Origin of the sequence: Vibrio sp. 661 (assembly GCF_033339315.1) — a bacterium.
Taxonomy (GTDB): Bacteria; Pseudomonadota; Gammaproteobacteria; order Enterobacterales; family Vibrionaceae; genus Vibrio; species Vibrio alginolyticus.
This window is the reverse complement of the sequence record NZ_JAWOUJ010000016.1, coordinates 44,953-62,874: the sequence shown is the minus strand read 5'-3', so window position 1 is coordinate 62,874 and position 17,922 is coordinate 44,953. Positions and strand designations below refer to the sequence as shown.

The 17,922-nt window shown below is 43.6% G+C and carries 17 protein-coding genes; 5 read left to right on the top strand and 12 right to left on the bottom strand.

What is annotated here, in order from left to right:
* Nucleotide 1 precedes the first annotated feature (1 nt).
* From R7P69_RS20270 to R7P69_RS20240, 7 genes are all read right to left on the bottom strand, one after another.
* A complete protein-coding gene (locus R7P69_RS20270; RefSeq protein WP_005377198.1) occupies nt 2-205 on the bottom strand; it encodes an EscE/YscE/SsaE family type III secretion system needle protein co-chaperone in 204 nt (67 codons plus the stop codon).
* Complete coding sequence (gene sctD, locus R7P69_RS20265; protein WP_005377197.1) at nt 192-1,493, bottom strand: type III secretion system inner membrane ring subunit SctD; 1,302 nt, start codon at nt 1,491-1,493, stop codon at nt 192-194. Before sctD ends, R7P69_RS20270 begins: the two co-directional genes overlap by 14 nt.
* A gap of 5 nt (nt 1,494-1,498) precedes the next feature.
* A complete protein-coding gene (sctC, locus tag R7P69_RS20260; protein WP_238939336.1) occupies nt 1,499-3,373 on the bottom strand; it encodes a type III secretion system outer membrane ring subunit SctC in 1,875 nt (624 codons plus the stop codon).
* Entirely contained in the window at nt 3,370-3,798 is a 429-nt protein-coding gene (locus R7P69_RS20255) for a YscB family type III secretion system chaperone (RefSeq protein WP_238951954.1), read from the bottom strand. The genes sctC and R7P69_RS20255 overlap by 4 nt, the downstream gene beginning before the upstream one ends.
* Before the next feature lie 12 nt (nt 3,799-3,810).
* Nucleotides 3,811-4,791 carry a T3SS regulon anti-activator ExsD domain-containing protein gene (locus tag R7P69_RS20250; RefSeq protein WP_005377193.1) on the bottom strand — a complete coding sequence of 327 codons (981 nt, stop codon included), beginning with the start codon at nt 4,789-4,791 and terminating at the stop codon, nt 3,811-3,813.
* Nucleotides 4,792-4,939: 148 nt separating this feature from the next.
* A complete protein-coding gene (locus R7P69_RS20245) occupies nt 4,940-5,800 on the bottom strand; it encodes an AraC family transcriptional regulator (protein ID WP_005377191.1) in 861 nt (286 codons plus the stop codon).
* Nucleotides 5,801-6,409: 609 nt separating this feature from the next.
* Nucleotides 6,410-6,823 carry a YscW family type III secretion system pilotin gene (locus tag R7P69_RS20240; RefSeq protein ID WP_031778954.1) on the bottom strand — a complete coding sequence of 138 codons (414 nt, stop codon included), beginning with the start codon at nt 6,821-6,823 and terminating at the stop codon, nt 6,410-6,412.
* A 388-nt stretch (nt 6,824-7,211) separates the two neighbouring features.
* Between R7P69_RS20240 and exsC the strand changes: the two genes are divergently transcribed.
* Together exsC and exsE2 are read left to right on the top strand one after the other, a co-directional pair.
* The gene (gene exsC / locus R7P69_RS20235; RefSeq protein ID WP_005377174.1) at nt 7,212-7,658 is read left to right on the top strand and encodes a type III secretion system regulatory chaperone ExsC; all 447 of its coding nucleotides are present in this window, start codon (nt 7,212-7,214) and stop codon (nt 7,656-7,658) included.
* 8 nt (nt 7,659-7,666) lie between these two features.
* Nucleotides 7,667-7,972: a T3SS regulon translocated regulator ExsE2 gene (exsE2, locus tag R7P69_RS20230; RefSeq protein WP_005387156.1), complete on the top strand. Its 306-nt coding sequence runs from the start codon at nt 7,667-7,669 to the stop codon at nt 7,970-7,972.
* Nucleotides 7,973-8,098: 126 nt separating this feature from the next.
* On the opposite strand, the gene R7P69_RS20225 is transcribed toward exsE2, so the two are convergent.
* On the bottom strand, nt 8,099-9,619 hold the full coding sequence (locus R7P69_RS20225) for an aldehyde dehydrogenase family protein (protein WP_005377169.1): 1,521 nt from the start codon (nt 9,617-9,619) through the stop codon (nt 8,099-8,101).
* A gap of 239 nt (nt 9,620-9,858) precedes the next feature.
* On the opposite strand from R7P69_RS20225, the gene R7P69_RS20220 reads away from it, so the two are divergent.
* Nucleotides 9,859-11,625: a sigma-54-dependent Fis family transcriptional regulator gene (locus tag R7P69_RS20220; RefSeq protein WP_203345984.1), complete on the top strand. Its 1,767-nt coding sequence runs from the start codon at nt 9,859-9,861 to the stop codon at nt 11,623-11,625.
* 61 nt (nt 11,626-11,686) lie between these two features.
* Here R7P69_RS20220 and R7P69_RS20215 read toward each other — a convergent pair whose 3' ends face one another.
* Complete coding sequence (locus R7P69_RS20215; RefSeq protein ID WP_005377165.1) at nt 11,687-11,824, bottom strand: hypothetical protein; 138 nt, start codon at nt 11,822-11,824, stop codon at nt 11,687-11,689.
* A gap of 578 nt (nt 11,825-12,402) precedes the next feature.
* Between R7P69_RS20215 and R7P69_RS20210 the strand changes: the two genes are divergently transcribed.
* Entirely contained in the window at nt 12,403-12,606 is a 204-nt protein-coding gene (locus R7P69_RS20210; RefSeq protein WP_005377162.1) for a hypothetical protein, read from the top strand.
* A 93-nt stretch (nt 12,607-12,699) separates the two neighbouring features.
* On the opposite strand, the gene gnd is transcribed toward R7P69_RS20210, so the two are convergent.
* The 3 genes from gnd to zwf are packed head-to-tail and all read right to left on the bottom strand — an operon-like array spanning nt 12,700 to nt 16,402.
* Nucleotides 12,700-14,148, bottom strand: coding sequence for a decarboxylating NADP(+)-dependent phosphogluconate dehydrogenase (gene gnd / locus R7P69_RS20205; RefSeq protein WP_005377160.1), 1,449 nt, complete (start codon nt 14,146-14,148; stop codon nt 12,700-12,702).
* A gap of 38 nt (nt 14,149-14,186) precedes the next feature.
* A complete protein-coding gene (gene pgl, locus R7P69_RS20200; RefSeq protein WP_005387158.1) occupies nt 14,187-14,903 on the bottom strand; it encodes a 6-phosphogluconolactonase in 717 nt (238 codons plus the stop codon).
* Nucleotides 14,900-16,402: a glucose-6-phosphate dehydrogenase gene (gene zwf, locus R7P69_RS20195; RefSeq protein ID WP_017634563.1), complete on the bottom strand. Its 1,503-nt coding sequence runs from the start codon at nt 16,400-16,402 to the stop codon at nt 14,900-14,902. Before zwf ends, pgl begins: the two co-directional genes overlap by 4 nt.
* Before the next feature lie 537 nt (nt 16,403-16,939).
* On the opposite strand from zwf, the gene R7P69_RS20190 reads away from it, so the two are divergent.
* Nucleotides 16,940-17,905 carry a helix-turn-helix domain-containing protein gene (locus R7P69_RS20190; RefSeq protein WP_104979270.1) on the top strand — a complete coding sequence of 322 codons (966 nt, stop codon included), beginning with the start codon at nt 16,940-16,942 and terminating at the stop codon, nt 17,903-17,905.
* Nucleotides 17,906-17,922: the final 17 nt, after the last annotated feature.

The following is a 17,922-nucleotide window of genomic DNA, read 5'->3' as shown; positions in this document are numbered from 1 at the left end:
TTTAGTTAGCTTCGTATGATTCAACGACCGCATGGGCGGCTGTGTAAGCTTCATACTGTTTGAGTAGCAATTGGTACTGCTGTGGTGAGCACCCTAAATCCAACTGACGTTTCACCACCGCTTGTGCTTCTAAGAGCTTGCTCTTAATCTTGTGCACTTCCGCACCGTTTGTGTCGTTATTTAAAATTTGTTCAAGATTTGTCATTGTTCGTCTCGCCTTCATATCCAAGTTCTATTGTTATCACCCGCCCGCCTTTAACCAACTCAATACCAGCAGGTGTAACACTGGATATTCGGTAGCCCTGAGGCGTTCTTGCACCGACCATATAGCGAACGTTATCGGTCAGAATCACATATGGAACCTGGCCAAAGTTAACGCTACGAAACGGGAAATCGATGTTGGTGCCTTTACTCACCTTAGGTATGGATTTCAAAACTAAGTACGGTTTCTCACCATATTGTTCCCGGAAGTCTCGGGTCACACCGTAAAATCGAGTCGTTTCGATATCATCAAGCTCACCACGAACTTCGATGCGATCACCGCTGGTGACCAACTGGACTTTTTTCAGTAACTCCGCATCCGTCAATAACGCTTTTAGCGTATCCATGTAGGCACCCGCTCGCTGCAGTTCAACCTTCCACGCAATAAGACCCGGCACGTCTCGCTCCAAGATTTGTTCAACTTGGTTCCAGCGGCTTGCATCATCGATATAGCCCGTCAGCAGCAGTGTGCCGGTCTCATCGCCATTTTCGACTTTCACTTGGTGATAGCCGAGGTTGCGCAAAATAAATCGAACCCCGCGACGGATTTCTTCCATCGTTCTTAAGTCACTTTTGTAATTGATGCCCAATACATCAATTCGACCAAGCAGATCGAGTTTCTGTGTTCGGTCTTCAACATAGCCCTCTAGGACTGCTTGGCGTGCGGCGGCATTCCATTCCACGCGAACGTCGCTAAGTTTGAGCTCGCCTAAGATGTTACGTACCAAAACAATGGGTTCTGCTTCTGTAACAATTTCATTGTTGTTTCCGTTAGCTTGGCTGTACCACATACCGGCAAAAATGACACTCGGGACAAAACTACAAAGCAAAGCGATGAGCGTTGTTTTTTTCCAGCTAGAGCGTTGCACAGCAACCACAGGTGTATTCTGTTGGCTAGATTCGTCGCTGACGTTACTCACAATTAACGCATCTTCCGCGTATCCCAGAGCGAACTTCACAACGCCGACCGAGACAACAGCATGGCGTGACAACTCGATACCATCACCTGCAACAGCGATGTCTTCACTGTTAATATTTGCCTCTTCGCAACCTCGTAAAATGACCGAGTCTTGCTGGCAAACGAGGGTGAAATGGTTCGCTTCGACCCCAGCATCAGACAGTACAAGATCAGCAATAAAGTCGTCACTGCCAAGCACGAGAGCACCTTCAGGTAAGGTGACTTCTACTCCGGTATGCACGCCTGATAAAATACGAATTTTCCATTGCTGCATCGCGGTTAAGACTCCTCTGAAGGGCGCACACACTCACTTTGTGAGTCATCACATTCCAATACTTTCACCCGCCAACCCTTTTGCCCTGTTGGTAATTGGCACTGCGTTAATTGAGACGACTTTTGCTGTGACAATAAGTCTTGTTGATAGCGCTCGGCTTGAACCCTCGATGTGCAGCTATATACTTCCACTACCGATTTAAATTCAGCGCTATTGTTGGAGATGTTGTTAAGCTTGCCGATACTTGGTCGCAAGTCATATTCGTTGCCAATCAACACACTATCGCCAATACCATCCACAACAATTCGAGGTTCTAAAATAAACATTCGTACTGTGCGGCGCTTAGTGTTGGTATTACTTCTAAACAGCGCGCCTAAATATGGGATGTCTCCTAGCAATGGCACTTTACGTAACTGATGGCTCACTTCATCTCGGTACACACCACCGATAAGTAAGCTTTGCCCTTGTTTAACCGTCGCTAAGGTGCTGATTTCAGTTTTACGAACGGAAGGAAGATCATCGACGCCACCATCAGCGATCTTTGCACCGTCTTCGAGATGAAGGCTCAGGTTAATTTCAGGTCGTGCAGCAAATCTATCACCAACGATACGTGGGACAATTCTCAGTAACGTGCCATATGTGACCTCTTCCAGCGCTGCGGTTTCTTTACCAACCAGCTTGACGTAAAAAGTGCTGCTGTTGTTCAGTACCGCTTCGACATTTTCCTGAGTTAACAATGTTGGTCTTGAAACCACTTGAGCACTGCCTTTGGATTCCAATAAACGAATTTGAGCCAGCAAGTAATTTAGGTTGGTTGAATCAAGCAAGGACTTAAAGTTCTGTCCACTGCCGAGCGTCACATCCCCCGAATTCACATCACCTGTTGTTTTGATATCGACAATGCGGTTGTTTCCGACAGACACTCCCGCTCGCCAATCAACGCCTAACTGACTTAAATCGTTGGCACTGATATCGACAATCGATAGCGCGACTTCAATTCTTGATTGCGGCTGGTCTAATTGCGCGACCAGTTTACGATAGAGCGGTAATCGTGCTTGAGTATCACGAACGATAATCGCATTAAGGCCCGGCTCTGCTTCAACTGTTGCACCACCATGAACTGAGGCGGTTTTATTACTTTTTACAGGCTTATCTGAACTGGTAACTTCTTTGCTAGACGCACTCGTCACTTGAGTTTGAACACCAGACACGACCCGTTTTAACACCGATGCGATACCAGGGACCGTAATTGTCTGATCGCGATATGCAATTTCTCTATCCGTTGCAGAAGCGTACTTCAAAGGAATTATCTCAACGAATAATTCGTCGGTTGAATTCGATTTCTGCAGCAAGCGCGTTTCCAATGCCTCCGCCGTTTGTACCACTAAGTCGACATAACGTGGAGGACCCGCAAGATAGACTAACCCTTTGCTCTCAGCAGCTCTCCAACCATAACGAGAATCCCAAACGCCGGTGGAAATTAACGTACTGCGTAGCTCTCTAGCCGTAAGTAATTCCAATTGAAGTAAACGTGAGCGAGTTTCTGTCGCCTTATAGACATGTAAGACGGCTCCATCGAAATACCACATCAAGTTGTACACTTGCGATAAGTAATCGAGGAATTCCGCCGGATCTTCAGGGGTAAAACGCCCATTCACTCGATCGTTGACTTTGTCACTAACAGAAACCGAGACACGATAATTTGCACCGAAGTTATTCAACAACTCTTTTAATGAGTCATTATCTGCATAGTAGCGGAACGGTTGTTCGGGCCAGTGTAAGTCTGTTGCTTGCGCATATCCCAAAGGAACAACACTCACTGCGCATAACAATGCCTTTGTTGCAGCACGTCTAATGTTGGGAAAGATTTTTAGCATCATGGTAACCACACTGTATGGTTGATTGTGTGGTTCACACGTTCTTGTTCCAATAATGCAATGTAACGCTCACATAGATTGACGTGCTTAGAAAGCAAAGCAGAGAACCGTTCCACCGAACAGTCCTCAACCCGTACTTTACTTTGCAAAATCAATTGCTGATCATCATTGGTTGTCAGTACGCCGCCATCCGCACGAATGGTTTTTAATGAGAGCTGCATGCAACGTTGTAACGCTTGTTCTTGTTGATAATCTAGATGCTCTTTAAACTGGAAGGGTAACGTCGCTTCCCATAAAATCCATGACGCATGTTGCTTGATGGTCAGTGATAACTGGTCAACCTCGATGTTGTAAGAACCATTTTCTGAGGCAATAAAATCCCCTACCTTTAGCGCTTCCGCTAAAGATTTCATCATCTTATCTAACATTTAACGCCCTATTTAGATCTGGCTGAGGTGATTGCAAGCCTGGCCGCACTGACCACTTTGAGTATCAAAATAGTAGTGATCGATATCACCAACAGTTTGCATGTTCTTGAACCATTGCCATACTTTCGCAACCGCATTTTGGTCGTTGTAAACCACATCGCATGCATCCCAAACTTCGTTCAGCTCGGGGGCTTCAAGTCGCACTTCCGAACACCAATTTTTCCACTCAGAAATAAATTGTTCGGTTGTAGAGGTGTACTCCGCGAACCCTTTCAGCTCGTCTAAAGACGGTTGCCACTTCTCAATTAACAAACGATGACATTCAATCACTTGCAACTGTTGTTCGCTTAACGTCCCAAGTTGCTTTTTAAGTTGATGCTGCTGGCTCTTAATAAGATCGAGTTGCTGTTGAACAAAGACGGCACTGGTGTCTTCCCCTGATAGCTTCGACCAATATTCCTTCTGAATATCGAGTTGATTGATAAGTTGTTCAACTTTAATCGAAGCATGAAGAGCACTTTGATCGACTTGTCGGTTAATCCACTCGTTGAGTGATAAATGGAAACAAAGCATCAACGTTTTTGGGACAGCCAAATTAAAGCGAAAGCCCAGACGAGAGTTGATGTAGTCCAGCCTTTGTTCGAACGTTGTGATTGTGCTGCTATCACTGAGCTGCGATCCAATTTCCAAAAATAAACGCATGGCAAACCGGTCTATCGAAGCACCAAGTTTTTGATACGTTTTAACTAACTGGCTAGCGCATAGGCTATCGACGACATTTCTATCCAACAAGCGTTGAAGTAAAGATAACTGCTCATAATTTATGACGCCTTCACTCAACAATTGTCGGTGATTGACGTGCACAACATTGAGATCCTGCGTAGGTTTCGAGGCGCTTTCATAACGAGCTCCTCTTTGTAAAACAGTCACTTTCCGCTGTGTCACTATGCTGTCTGGAAAAAGCGAACGGCGTCGCCAATGCTGCTTTTTCATTTATGTTCGTCTCCGCACCCCTTTCGAACAATCCAGAAAGAAAGAGATGTAATAATTTTTAATCGTTCGTTGTTACACGATACATAATAGAATTTACACTGGTGAGTGACTTTCAAAATTAGTCAGAAAATTTTAGTCCCAAGTCATTTCATTTCGCGATAGCCACTTGATCGTCTCCCGAACGTACGCGGCTTGGGGTCGTTCCAAAACGACGACGGTAACTCTGCGTAAAGTAAGACTGACTGGAAAACCCTGCCTCCATCGCCACATCTACGATGCTCATCTTGCTCGTCAACAGCAGTTTATGAGCATGCAGTAGTCGACGCTCACTGATCCAAGCTCTTGGAGAAATGCCATAGTGCTCATTAAAAAGCTCTTTAAAAGTGGTTAAGCTGGCACCAAACTCCTGCGCGTAGTCTGTCAACTTCCATTCTTTTAAGTAATGCTGTTCCATAAATCGACGTAACCGTTCCGACGTACGGTTTGTTTGTTGTGACAGCAACGCATACAGTGATTCTCCTCCTTTGCTGTGTAGCAAGAGAATGAGTAGTTCTTCGTATTTTAGGCACATAATGGCATCAGGGTACGCTTGTTGCTCAAGCGTCTGCATGCTAGAAAGCACTTGTTCAACGAGTATGTTCAAACCAAAAGTAAACAAACCAGAACAAACTTTGTCTACCTTAGGCAGCATCATCAAGAGATCACTGTGTTTTTGCAGCAACTGACTAACGAGTTCATTGTCGTAAGCAATAATCGACGCTTTGTATGCCCCATCTAGCGGAGAGTACTCTAACAAGTAATCCCCTTGAGATAGAAATACCCCATTTTCTGCAGCAACATCGATTGTGCAATCACCTGTTTGAACTCGAAGCTGACCATTGTGAACGACAACAATGTGAGACTGGTCTGAGTGAAATACTTCGTCAGATTTTTCATAGCAGGAAAAACTACGAATTTTTCGTGAACTCGAGTCGACCCTTTCTGAGTTTAGTTGGCCTGACACATCCATTTTCTACCCTTCATTATTTTGAGTTTCTCAGTGCAAATGTTGAGAAACTTTCAAAGCACTACTTTGATCGTTGTTATTTCTAAGTACTGCTGTATGAATTAAAGAAGCAAAGAAAAGAGCATAGAAGTTCTATCACTTACCATACCCCCCGAATAATTAGCAAATAACCCAAGCATTACCTTTACCTGAAGGTAAAGGTTTGACTTAGTAAATTTCTGCTGTCCGTCTTTATTATTTTTATCAGATAGCGTTTATCATTAGCCAAAACTTAAATATCATTTCGTTATTTAAGTTTGGTTGTTTTGTTATACATTAGAATACAATTAAATAGATTTCGGCACCGTTTCGAGAACAAAATTAAATTTCCAAAATCATAAAAATGTATATTTTATAGCCTAAAACGCCAAGCCAACGTGTTCAAGGAGCGAGATATAATCATAAAAAATACTGTTTTTGCAACAAGTATGAGTCTAAAAAACAACTGACCCGATGACTTCAAAGTCATGTAATTAATGTTTATAAAAGACAACAAATCTTTCACAACAGGAAAGATATAGTCTTTATTTTTATAAATTAGAAAATTCTAATAAAAATGTAGTGCTTAAAATTTTATCTGTTTATTTTTGGAACAAGAATCAAGTTTTCTTGTTTATTTCCCTCTAAAAATAAATAGTTCTTTTCTTTTTCCGCAACGAGTTCACCGTTTGAATAAAGCTTTCCAATAATCTTCATTTTTCCTTCACCAGCTTGAATTGGTGCAATTAAAAACGAATACTGCACAGGCAACTGAACGCCTTGGTAGCTCTGAGATACCGATTTAAGACATTGATTATCAATAACTTTACATATTTCCACTTCAAGAGAAGTAATCGAAGGTGGAAAGTAGCCGTCGACAGAAACCCAACCATAGACTGATGCCTGACTCTGTGTATCAAAGTCATCCACCCCATTGACGGACACAGTCTGACTGCACCCACTCAGTATGAATAACCCAATAAAACCAGCCCATATAGAATTGTTCATTATGACCCCATAAACTTATTTTATATAATCTAGCTCATTTGAAATCCACACAATTCTTTATGTAAAAATATAAAAGATCAACTTATATTTATACTACAAGCGGACAATAAATCGCATTTTTCAACAACACGTAGTTAACATGGACTGTAATTTCAAAAGCAGTTTCTGCTCACTTTCATTCCTTCCTTAATTGAAGTTTATTAGAGAAAAATGATATTCATATATATCATTACCATCGAGATATGCATCTGAACACATTTACTTTTGCCTTTCTATTTCTCTCAACACATTTAAAAGCCAAAATATAATAACAACCGACTAATATTGATAAACATGAAGAGATACATCTAATATTTTCCTTGATAAAATTTCAAAAGGGACTATTCCTATGTCAGCACGCCAAACTATCGATGAGATTTTGCTAAAGTTTGCTCATCAAATAGGCTTGCCTGCACTGCATCTAACGGAAAATGAAGTAAGCTTAGCCTTTGATGATAATCTAAGGGTGCATATCATCTTTCATCCTGAATCGACAACTCTGCAGCTCGAAGCTGAGATTGTTGGCCTTCAAATTGTAAATTCCGATCTTTATCGTTCTTTCTTGGCCTTTAATTATCACTGGCCTGAGCACCAGTTATTTTTTAGTTTAGATAACCACCGACATGTCCTATGTTTAAACCGACTCATTAACATTAGGCGACTGGATTACGAATATTTTGAAACAGCTTTAGCAGAATTGCTGACGCACAGCGAGTCGTGGGAAGCGTTATTGTCTTCTCATGTAACCATTGATGAGGCACCACCGATGCCACAAACTTTAGACTTGAGAGTTTAGGTGTCTTTATGTCCAATGACATCCAATCCACATACACCAATTCATCGGTTCATGACGCTCAACAAGCGCAGCAAAGTGATGCAGTGCCGCAAGGAACGTTTCATGGCCGTAAAGTCACCCTACTCTCCTCATCAGAAAGCAGTCTGATGCGAACAAGCTCTAAAAGAGAGCTTGGTGAATGTTTAAATCAATTTGCCAGTCTCGAATCTTGCAATCGCGTTTTGGACTTTGATCCACAACTCAATATTGACAAGCAAAACGCCGCCGTAGAAAAGCTTATGGAACGAAAAGTGGCGATAATTCAACGTTCCTGATATCACAATATAAGCAGGTTAAACATCTAAGTTACCCTTCAGCCGACAAGCTCACGCTAATAAAAAACCCCGAAGATTCGGGGTTTTGATTCATACTGCTTTTTCTTTATTAATTACTTAGTTTCACTAGAAGAAGCCTAACGGGTCGATGCTGTAGCTAATCAGCAAGTTCTTCGTGTTCTGGTAGTGATCCAGCATCATCTTGTGCGTTTCGCGCCCGATACCCGATTTTTTGTAACCACCGAACGCTGCGTGTGCAGGGTAAGCGTGGTAACAGTTGATCCAGATTCGACCAGCTTCAATATTACGGCCCATACGATATGCGACGTTCGCATCACGTGTCCAAACACCTGCGCCTAAGCCATATTCGGTGTCGTTTGCGATTTCCAACGCTTCAGCCTCATCTTTGAATTTGGTGATAGCAATCACTGGGCCAAAGATTTCTTCTTGGAAGATTCGCATCTTGTTGTGGCCTTCCAACATGGTTGGCTGAATGTAGTACCCCTGGTTGATAGACTCTGGCTGTTCTGACACTCCACCACCAAAGACCACTTTTGCGCCTTCTTCACGGCCGATTTCCAGGTAACTTAAAATCTTATCAAACTGTTCTTGAGAAGCCTGAGCACCGACTTGAGTATCGGTATCGAGCGGATTACCTTGTTTAATCAGCTGTGCACGTTCCGTCAGTTTCTCTACAAACTTGTCATAAATCGCTTCATGAACCAGTACGCGAGATGGACAAGTACAAACTTCACCTTGGTTGAAGAAACCAAGTAACGTACCTTCGATACACTTATCAAGATACTCATCTTCGTAATCGAAGATATCTGAGAAGTAGATGTTTGGAGATTTACCACCTAACTCAACTGTCGATGGGATCAAGTTGTCTGCTGCACATTTCAGAATGTGGTTGCCAACTTGCGTAGACCCGGTAAAAGCGAGTTTCGCAATGCGGTTGCTGGTTGCTAATGCTTGACCCGCTTCAGAACCATATCCGTTTACAACGTTGATGACACCAGGAGGAAGAAGGTCACCGATTTTTTCCATCAGAACCAGAATGGATGTTGGGGTTTGCTCTGCTGGCTTCAATACCACACAGCAACCCGCCGCTAGTGCCGGTGCTAGTTTCCAAGCCGCCATCAACATTGGGAAGTTCCACGGAATAATTTGACCAACCACACCAATCGGTTCTGGGAAGTGGTAGCTTGCGGTGTGCTCATCCAGTTCTGCCGCACTGCCTTCTTGTGCGCGAATACAGCCAGCGAAGTAACGGAAGTGATCCACTACTAAAGGTAAATCTGCCGCCAAGGTTTCGCGAACTGGTTTGCCGTTTTCCCAAGTTTCTGCAACTGCAAGCTCTTCTAGATGCTGCTCAATACGGTCAGCAATTTTCAGCAAGATGTTCGAACGTTCTGTCACGCTGGTTTTGGCCCATTTTGCTCTGATGTTGTGCGCGGCATCCAGTGCTAAATTAATATCTTCCTCGCCAGAACGAGCAACTTTACAATACGCTTGTCCGTTGATTGGTGAGATATTGTCAAAGTACTCACCACCCGTTGGTTTTACCCATTCCCCACCGATAAAGTTATCGTAATGCGATTTAAAGTTAACAATGGCATTTTCACTACCTGGCTGTGCATAGATCATAACTCTTCCTTTTGTTTCTCGTTCAATGTGTTATTGCAGTGTCGTATCGCACTGTTCACAAAGAGCATTACGCAAGTCACACGCCAACTACGCCACACTTGTTGTTAATTAAATGTAAAACTATGATTACCAAGCGATAACAAACCAAGTGAGCGATGTTTGAGCGGATGTATGGTGTGAACACCAATGTTCAAGTGTTCCAAAATGGCACACCCTCACTGTGACAAAATGGTACAGTCATGGAACTTCAACATATTAGCGATAACAATTGGCTTTCAACTTCATGGGTCAGAAGTGAACAAGCGGGTTTAAAACAGCGTCGACGCCCTGAAGATATTCGAGTAACGCCAGCGACGCTCCAAGATAGGCGTCACCAACTCAATTTTTTGCTAGAGACAGTCACTCAATTTGCGCTCCCTTTGTTTAATCAGCTATTTGCTCATAGCGACAGTCGCTTAATTTTGACGGATTCAGATGGTGTCATCATCGGCAGTTGGGGACAGCCTAGATTTCGTGAAAAGTTAACGGAAATCTCGCTAAGCTCTGGTGCATGCTGGCAAGAAAAGGTCAAAGGCACCAACGCGATTGGTACAGCCTTGGTTGAAGCAAAGCCCGTTTCTGTTATTGGTGATCAGCACTTTATCCAACACCATCGTTTTATTAGCTGTTCGGCTAATCCTATTTTCGATCATCTTGGTAACCTCATTGGCGTATTAGATATTACGAGCGAGCAAAAGAGACATGACTTCTCAACGCAAGTACTAGTACAAAACATGGTCCAGCAAGTGGAGAATCAACTACTTAACTTGATTCCACAAGGGCATATTCGTGTGGATTTAGCGTGCGAAAAAGGTTTACTGAATAGTGGTTGGCAAGGAATTATCATTGCAAATGAAGACGGACAAGTTTTGGCTCACAATCAAGTAGCCTTTCAACTTTTTGCGCAAAAAAGTATCATTGGGCAATCCTTAGACGACATTCTATCCACTCGGGGAAATGAGCACCCTTTCGTTTTCAAAACAAAACCGCTTACCGATAAAGATAGCAAGGTCAAGTCTCGTGCTGTAGCGGCGTCCAATGATCTTCATTATGGCGACTCCGCTGTTGAGCACTGTTGGCAGCAAGCTAATCGCGTCATCGATAAAGACATCAGTTTGTTGATTCTCGGAGAGACTGGTGTTGGCAAAAACGAGTTTGTGAAAGCGCTTCATAAAAACAGCCAGAGAAAAACGGGACCGTTGGTTTCCGTTAACTGCGGAGCGCTACCAAAAGATCTGGTTGAATCTGAATTGTTTGGCTACGTAGCCGGTGCCTTTACTGGCGCAAACAGCAAAGGCTATCAGGGAAAAATTCGCCAAGCACACAAAGGGATTTTGTTTCTGGATGAAATCGCAGATTTACCCTTGGAAGCTCAAAGCCGCTTGCTCCATGTATTGCAAGATAAAACCGTGCTTCCCGTGGGTTCAAACCAAAGTATTCAAGTCGATACGCAAATCATTGCAGCCACGCATAAAGATCTGGAACATTTGGTCAGCGAAGGATTGTTCCGCCAAGATTTGTATTATCGCCTTAATGGCTTGATCATTGAGCTACCTCGCTTTGAGGAACGTGATGACAAACGACAACTGATTGAGAACATTCATCGGCGTCACGCCGAATCTGAACAACAGCTTTGCCCTCACCTACTTTCTCTGATGCTGTCTTACTCATGGCCAGGAAATTTGCGTGAACTCGATAGTTTAATCAAAGTATCCGCCTTAATGGCGCAAGGTGAAGAAATATTGGAACTCACACACGTCCCAGCCCACCTAAGTAAGAAACTCAGCCAAGCTCAAGAAGGAGCAGCATCCGCTGAACCAACTTCAGAACTGCGTGCAACCGTCGAAGATAAGTTGCTCAAAACATATCAAGCCAATCAGGGGAACATTAGCAAAACGTCTCGTATGCTTGGTGTGAGCCGAAATACCATTTACAGAAAGTTGAAAAGCCTTGGCATATTAAGTTAATTCTACGACCTCAGATACAAAAAGAGCACCGTTGCGGTGCTCTTTCTCTTTGAAACCTAGCTTACAGGCCGCCTTGTTGTTGTGCCTGTTTTACTAATGCCTGACGTTGAGTTTCCTTCTCAGAGATCACTTGATTGTCCTTGTGCATTTCCTGTTCCAATTCTGCTGGAATGAAAACAAAGTACTTGTTAAGAGTCATCTTAGAACCTCAATTTGCTGTGTTAATTACCTTCTTGGTCGACGTAAACAAAACCAGAAAAACATGTTTTACTGGATCCTTGTTGCTAGTTTCAAAAAATAAAGGATGTTCATATAATAAACATCCTCCATGTGGGCGCTAATTATAGGCGTAGTTTAGAGGCTTACCTAGCACTCTTTTTCACCTTTTGTGCAATCTGAGTTTCGATCGAAAAACAGATTTAATTGCCCGTAGTTACTAAGGTATTGTTAAACAGAGAAAAAAGCTTTTACTGTAACTGACGACAGGGATGAGCTTACGAGTGTAGGTTCACTTGCAATTGTGTATCGTAGAGTTCGAATACGATAATAATAACGCTACATGCCCTTAATCTGCGTAGTTAAAAACTTTGAAGTGATAGACAACCGAAGTCATATCTGTGCAACTCAGTTTAACGATTTGTCTACCAGTTCAATATTTCACCTTTTTTGAGAAATCTTTAGCCACTTTTTTGTGTGAAACGCCCCAAAAGAGCAGACAATTAAAAGTGTGGCATATGACCACAATTGTCTATCCCCACTTAGCTTCGGGAGGCGTTTATGAAAAGTAACAAACTTGGCCATGTGATGTCTTTCAGCAGGATGTTTTCCTTCATCGCATTCTTGACGGCCACATTCGCATGGATTCTCAGCATGTACGCCCTATTTACTGTTTCTTTAGTGGCTCTTGTGGTCAGTGCAATTCTCTACCTAAAAGACAGGTTTTATCAAAACAAGAAAACGACCACTGAAAAGAGCGCCTAGGCGCTCTCGAAGTTCCGTAAAAGCAAACACAAAAAAGGATGCCACTTGGGCATCCCTTTATATCTTTATATTTAGTCGGTTTACTTAAAACGATTACACGTCGTAAGTTGTAGACGCTGTGTCGCCGCCTGTACCAGTCCAGTTAGTGTGGAAGAATTCACCACGTGGACGGTCAATACGCTCATAAGTGTGAGCACCGAAGTAGTCACGTTGAGCTTGAAGCAGGTTCGCTGGTAGACGAGCTGTTGTGTAACCGTCTAGGAAAGATAGCGCAGAAATCGTACATGGCATTGGGATACCAGACTCTAGAGACTTCGCTGCTACTTTACGCCATGCTGCTAGGCTGCCTTGTAGGATGTTTTTGAAGTACTCATCAGAACCTAGGAATGCGATGTCTGGGTTCGCTTCGTACGCATCACGGATGTTGCCTAGGAACGCAGAGCGGATGATACAACCACCACGCCACATTAGGGCTACGTTACCGTAGTTTAGGTCCCAACCGTTCTCGTTCGATGCTTCGCGCATTAGCATGAAGCCTTGAGCGTAAGAGATGATCTTAGAAGCTAGTAGCGCTTGACGTAGTGCATCAACCCACTCTTGCTTGTCGCCTTCAACTGGAGTGATTGTCTTACCGAATAGAGATTCAGCTTCAACACGTTGGTCTTTCAGTGCAGATAGACAACGAGAGAATACAGACTCAGAGATAAGTGTTAGTGGAATACCTAGGTCTAGTGCGTTAATACCAGTCCATTTACCAGTACCTTTTTGGCCTGCTGTGTCTAGGATCTTCTCAACGAGAGGCTCACCGTCTTCATCTTTGTAGCCAAGGATGTCAGCCGTGATTTCAACAAGGTAGCTGTCTAGTTCAGTCTTGTTCCAATCAGCGAATACTGCTTGCATCTCGTCAGCAGACATACCAAGACCGTCTTTCATGAACTGGTAAGCTTCTGTGATAAGCTGCATGTCACCGTATTCGATACCGTTGTGTACCATCTTAACGAAGTGACCAGCACCGTCGTTACCAACCCAGTCACAACATGGCTCACCAGCGTCAGTTTTCGCAGCGATACCTTGGAAGATAGGCTTAACCGCTTCCCATGCTTCAGCAGCACCGCCAGGCATGATAGATGGACCGAAGCGCGCACCTTCTTCACCACCAGATACACCAGTACCGATGAAGTGGATACCTTTTTCACGTAGTGCAGCAACACGACGGTTTGTATCTGGGTAGTTAGTGTTACCACCGTCAATAATGATGTCGCCTTTGTCTAGCAGAGGTACTAGCGCTTCGATGAACTTGTCTACAACGTCACCAGCGCGAACCATCAACATTACTTTACGCGGCGTTTCTAGCTTCTCTACTAGTTCTTCTAGAGAGTATGCACCGATGATGTTCGTGCCTTTTGCTGGACCTTCCAGGAACTCGTCTACTTTAGCAGCAGTACGGTTGTGAGCAACCACTTTAAAGCCGTGATCGTTCATATTTAGGATAAGGTTTTGACCCATTACTGCTAGGCCAATTACACCGATATCACCTTTCATTGTTTCTCTCCAATTTTATTTCATCGACGAGCAGCGTCTTAAGCAATTTTTGCTGCCGCGTCTAAATCTAAATACCATTCCGTTAGGCCCGATTTCGCTTGAATCTTAGCCGCTGGGTATGGCAGTGCGTGTGCTGGTGAACTGTTAATTTCTTCAACAATGTCCGCTTTTCCTGCACCAAGCACTAAGTAACTAATGCGTTTCGCTGCTTCTAATACGCGTGCGGTTTTCGACACACGAAGTTGGCCCGATTCAGGATGCGACGCCACAAGAGATAGGTTCGCATCATCATAATTCGTTTGGCCAGGGAACAGAGAAGCTGTATGACCATCTGCACCAACGCCTAATAAGATCCAGTCAAACACAGGTGTGCCGTTTTCATTCGGGATTACCTCTGCCATCTCTTTTGCAAAGCGCTCGGCTTCTGCTTTAGGCTCATCTTCGCCACGGATGCGGTGAATGTTTTCTGCAGGAATATTTACTTGGCTAAACAACAACGTGTTCGCTTCACCGTAGTTGCTTTCTGCATCGTCAGGGGCAACACAACGTTCGTCACCCCACCAAAAGTGGAGGTTTTCCCATTGAATGGAGGTTGCGTAAGCCTCTGAAGCCAGTAGTTTAAACAGCATTTTAGGAGTGCTGCCGCCAGAAAGAGAGATGTGAACAGGTCTGCCCATTTCGCTAAACGCTTTCATATCGTTAGCTAGGCTTTCAACTACCTGTTCTGCTGTTTGGTAGATCTTATGGTTGATCATAGTTCACAGTAATCCGTATCTGTTAAGTTTTTACATGGGAAACGCCAAGCGCGGCCATCACGCTGTAACAAGTCATCTGACTCTTTAGGTCCCCAAGTGCCGCATGCGTACCCGAAGAGGGATTGTGGATCTTGCTTAAAATCTAAGATTGGCTGTACGTATTGCCAGCACGCTTCCACCGCATCACTACGTGCAAATAGCGTAGCATCACCATTCAAAGCATCAAGTAGAAGGCGCTCGTATGCCGTTAGCATTTGCGTTTCTTGCAGGTCAGCGTAATGGAAGTTCATTTTCACTTCCTTCGCTTCAAAGCCTGCGCCTGGCTCTTTCAAGCCAAAGCTCATTTGAATGCCTTCGTCTGGTTGAATACGAATGATCAGCTTGTTTTCTGGTGCGTTTTGACCAAACACAGGATGCGGTGTTTGTTTAAAGTGGATAACCACCTCAGTAACGCGTGTTGGAAGACGCTTACCAGTACGCACGTAAAATGGCACGCCATTCCAACGCCAGTTGTTGATGTACGCTTTCAAACCGATGTAAGTCTCTGTACGAGAATCGTCTGCAACTCCCGGTTCTTCACGGTAGCCGCGTAGGCTTTGCCCACGAACTTCAGACGCCGTGTATTGGCCTAATACTAGATCGTTGCGCAGAGCGTTTTCGTCTAATGGCTTTAGGCATTGAAGCACTTTTACCACTTCATCACGCATCGAGTCTGCATTGATTTGCGCTGGTGGTTCCATACCTACCATTGCTAATACTTGTAGCAAGTGGTTTTGGAACATGTCGCGCACAGCACCAGAGTTGTCGTAGTAACCACCACGCTCCTCTACGCCAAGGAATTCTGCGCCTGTGATTTCAACGTAATCAATGAAGTTACGGTTCCAAAGCGGCTCAAACATCGCATTAGAGAAACGAAGCACAAGTAGGTTTTGTACCGTTTCTTTACCTAAGTAATGGTCAATTCGGTAGATTTGATGCTCTTGGAAGTGCTCGTGAATTTCTTTGTCCAGAATACGCGCCGATTCAAGGTCATAACCGAATGGTTTCTCAATGATCAGGCGTTTCCAGCCATCCTCTTCACTGTTAAGACCATGTGCTGCAAGACTTGCAGGGATCACACTGTACAAACTTGGTGGGGTTGCTAAGTAAAAAAGCGTATTGCGTTGCTCGAATTGATATTCGTCAGCAAGTTGGTCTAAGCGAGAAGATAGCTTACCGTAATCTTGTGTGTCAGAAGTATTAATTGCTTGGTAGTGCAGATGGTTAATAAATGCATCAAGCGTTTCTGGCTCAGTCTTTTCCATTTCCTGAAGCGATTTTTTCAGCTTCGCGCGGTAAGACTCATCACTGTATTCAGTGCGACTTACACCCAGAATGGCAAAATTCTCTGGAAGCTGCTTGTTCGCGTAGAGGTGGTATAAAGCAGGAATGAGCTTACGGTACGTAAGGTCACCTGAAGCACCAAAAATAACGATGCTGCTGTTTTCTGGTATTACCATCATCTTTCCCTTAAAAACGAGGTACTTATTGTGTGCCCGGATACGGCTAGAGAATGAGCCAACCCTATCAATGGCACCTCAAAATAGAAAATTGGTCTTACCTATTACGTTGATAGGTAAAGTCTATGGGCCCAAAGAACCTCAAGAAGTTGCATTTCCGATTCTTGGAAACACGACGTATTGAGGTCATTTAAGTCACTTATGTCTCAAAAGTACACACTGTACTCGCTGGAGGAGAGTCCGACACGGGGCAATATTGTCTACGACTATTTGATTTACATCAACACTTGCCAGTGCAAACGTTTAAATAAGTTGCACAAAACGTCATAAGCGATTGTATTTTATTGATAAAAAAAGTTTCATCTGAACGCTCCAAAATTTAAGCAAAAACTCTAATATGGGCAATAATTACTCATCCTTGCAAGCCATTACAGTTTTATCGTGATCTGTGTTACTTACTTTTTATTTCATCATCCTATTGATAATGATACTCAATTAAAGATAATGAAATCACTATTAATGTGAAAGTAGAACGCCATGAAATCAAGCGCCATTAACCCACATCCCATAAACCGAATACAATCGGTGCTTGACTACATTCACACCAACTTAGACAGCACTCTGAGCGTAGATGAAATATCGAAAGCAAGTTGTTGGTCGCGCTGGCAACTGCAACGCGTATTTCAACAACACACTGGCGTATCCGTCGCTCACTATATCAGAGAGCTTAAACTTAGCCTTGCGGCTGAGCGCTTAATCCATACTTCTGACCGCTCGTTAGATATAGCGATAGAAATGGGATTTACATCTGAACACGCATTTAGCCGAGCGTTCAGGAATATGTTTTCAAAAAGCCCCCGTGAATATCGAAAAACGCAACAACTCTCCGGGTTGAGACAACCTTTGACGCTGCGTAAGACACCAAAAGAAGAGAAAAAACATCAGCGCTTTATTGAAGTTCGAATAGAAACAAAACCGGCTTTTGAACTTGCTGGTTATCATGAACCTATTCACGGATTGTTTTCTGCTACGCCCGATTTCCAATCCAAAGTACCGTCACTTTGGTCACGTCTTTATTCATCTGAAAACCTTAATAATTCGGAAAGTACTTACTTTGGCGTGATTGATGTGACGCAAGCGTATTCAAACAACCAACAACTTGAGTACTGGGCAGGTTATGAGTGTAGTCCAACAGTAAACGCATCAAGATCAACGAACTCTTCCAACTCGGGGTTAGACCTCTTGGCTGTTCCTGAGCAAACCTACGCCGTCATTACACACATAGGCAAAGCATCAGAGCTCGCCTCAACGCTGGAATGGTTTATTTTACATTGGCTACCCTACTCTAATTATCATGCTATCGATGGTTATGAGTTAGAGCTTTATCCAGAAGGTTATGATGTTGATAGCGAACAAGCACAAATGCAGTATTGGATTCCTGTCGAGCCAAACGACGCGCTATCTTTAAAACCTAAGAACAGAAGAATAAGTTCCAAAGATTAGTGTTTTGCACCAAATTG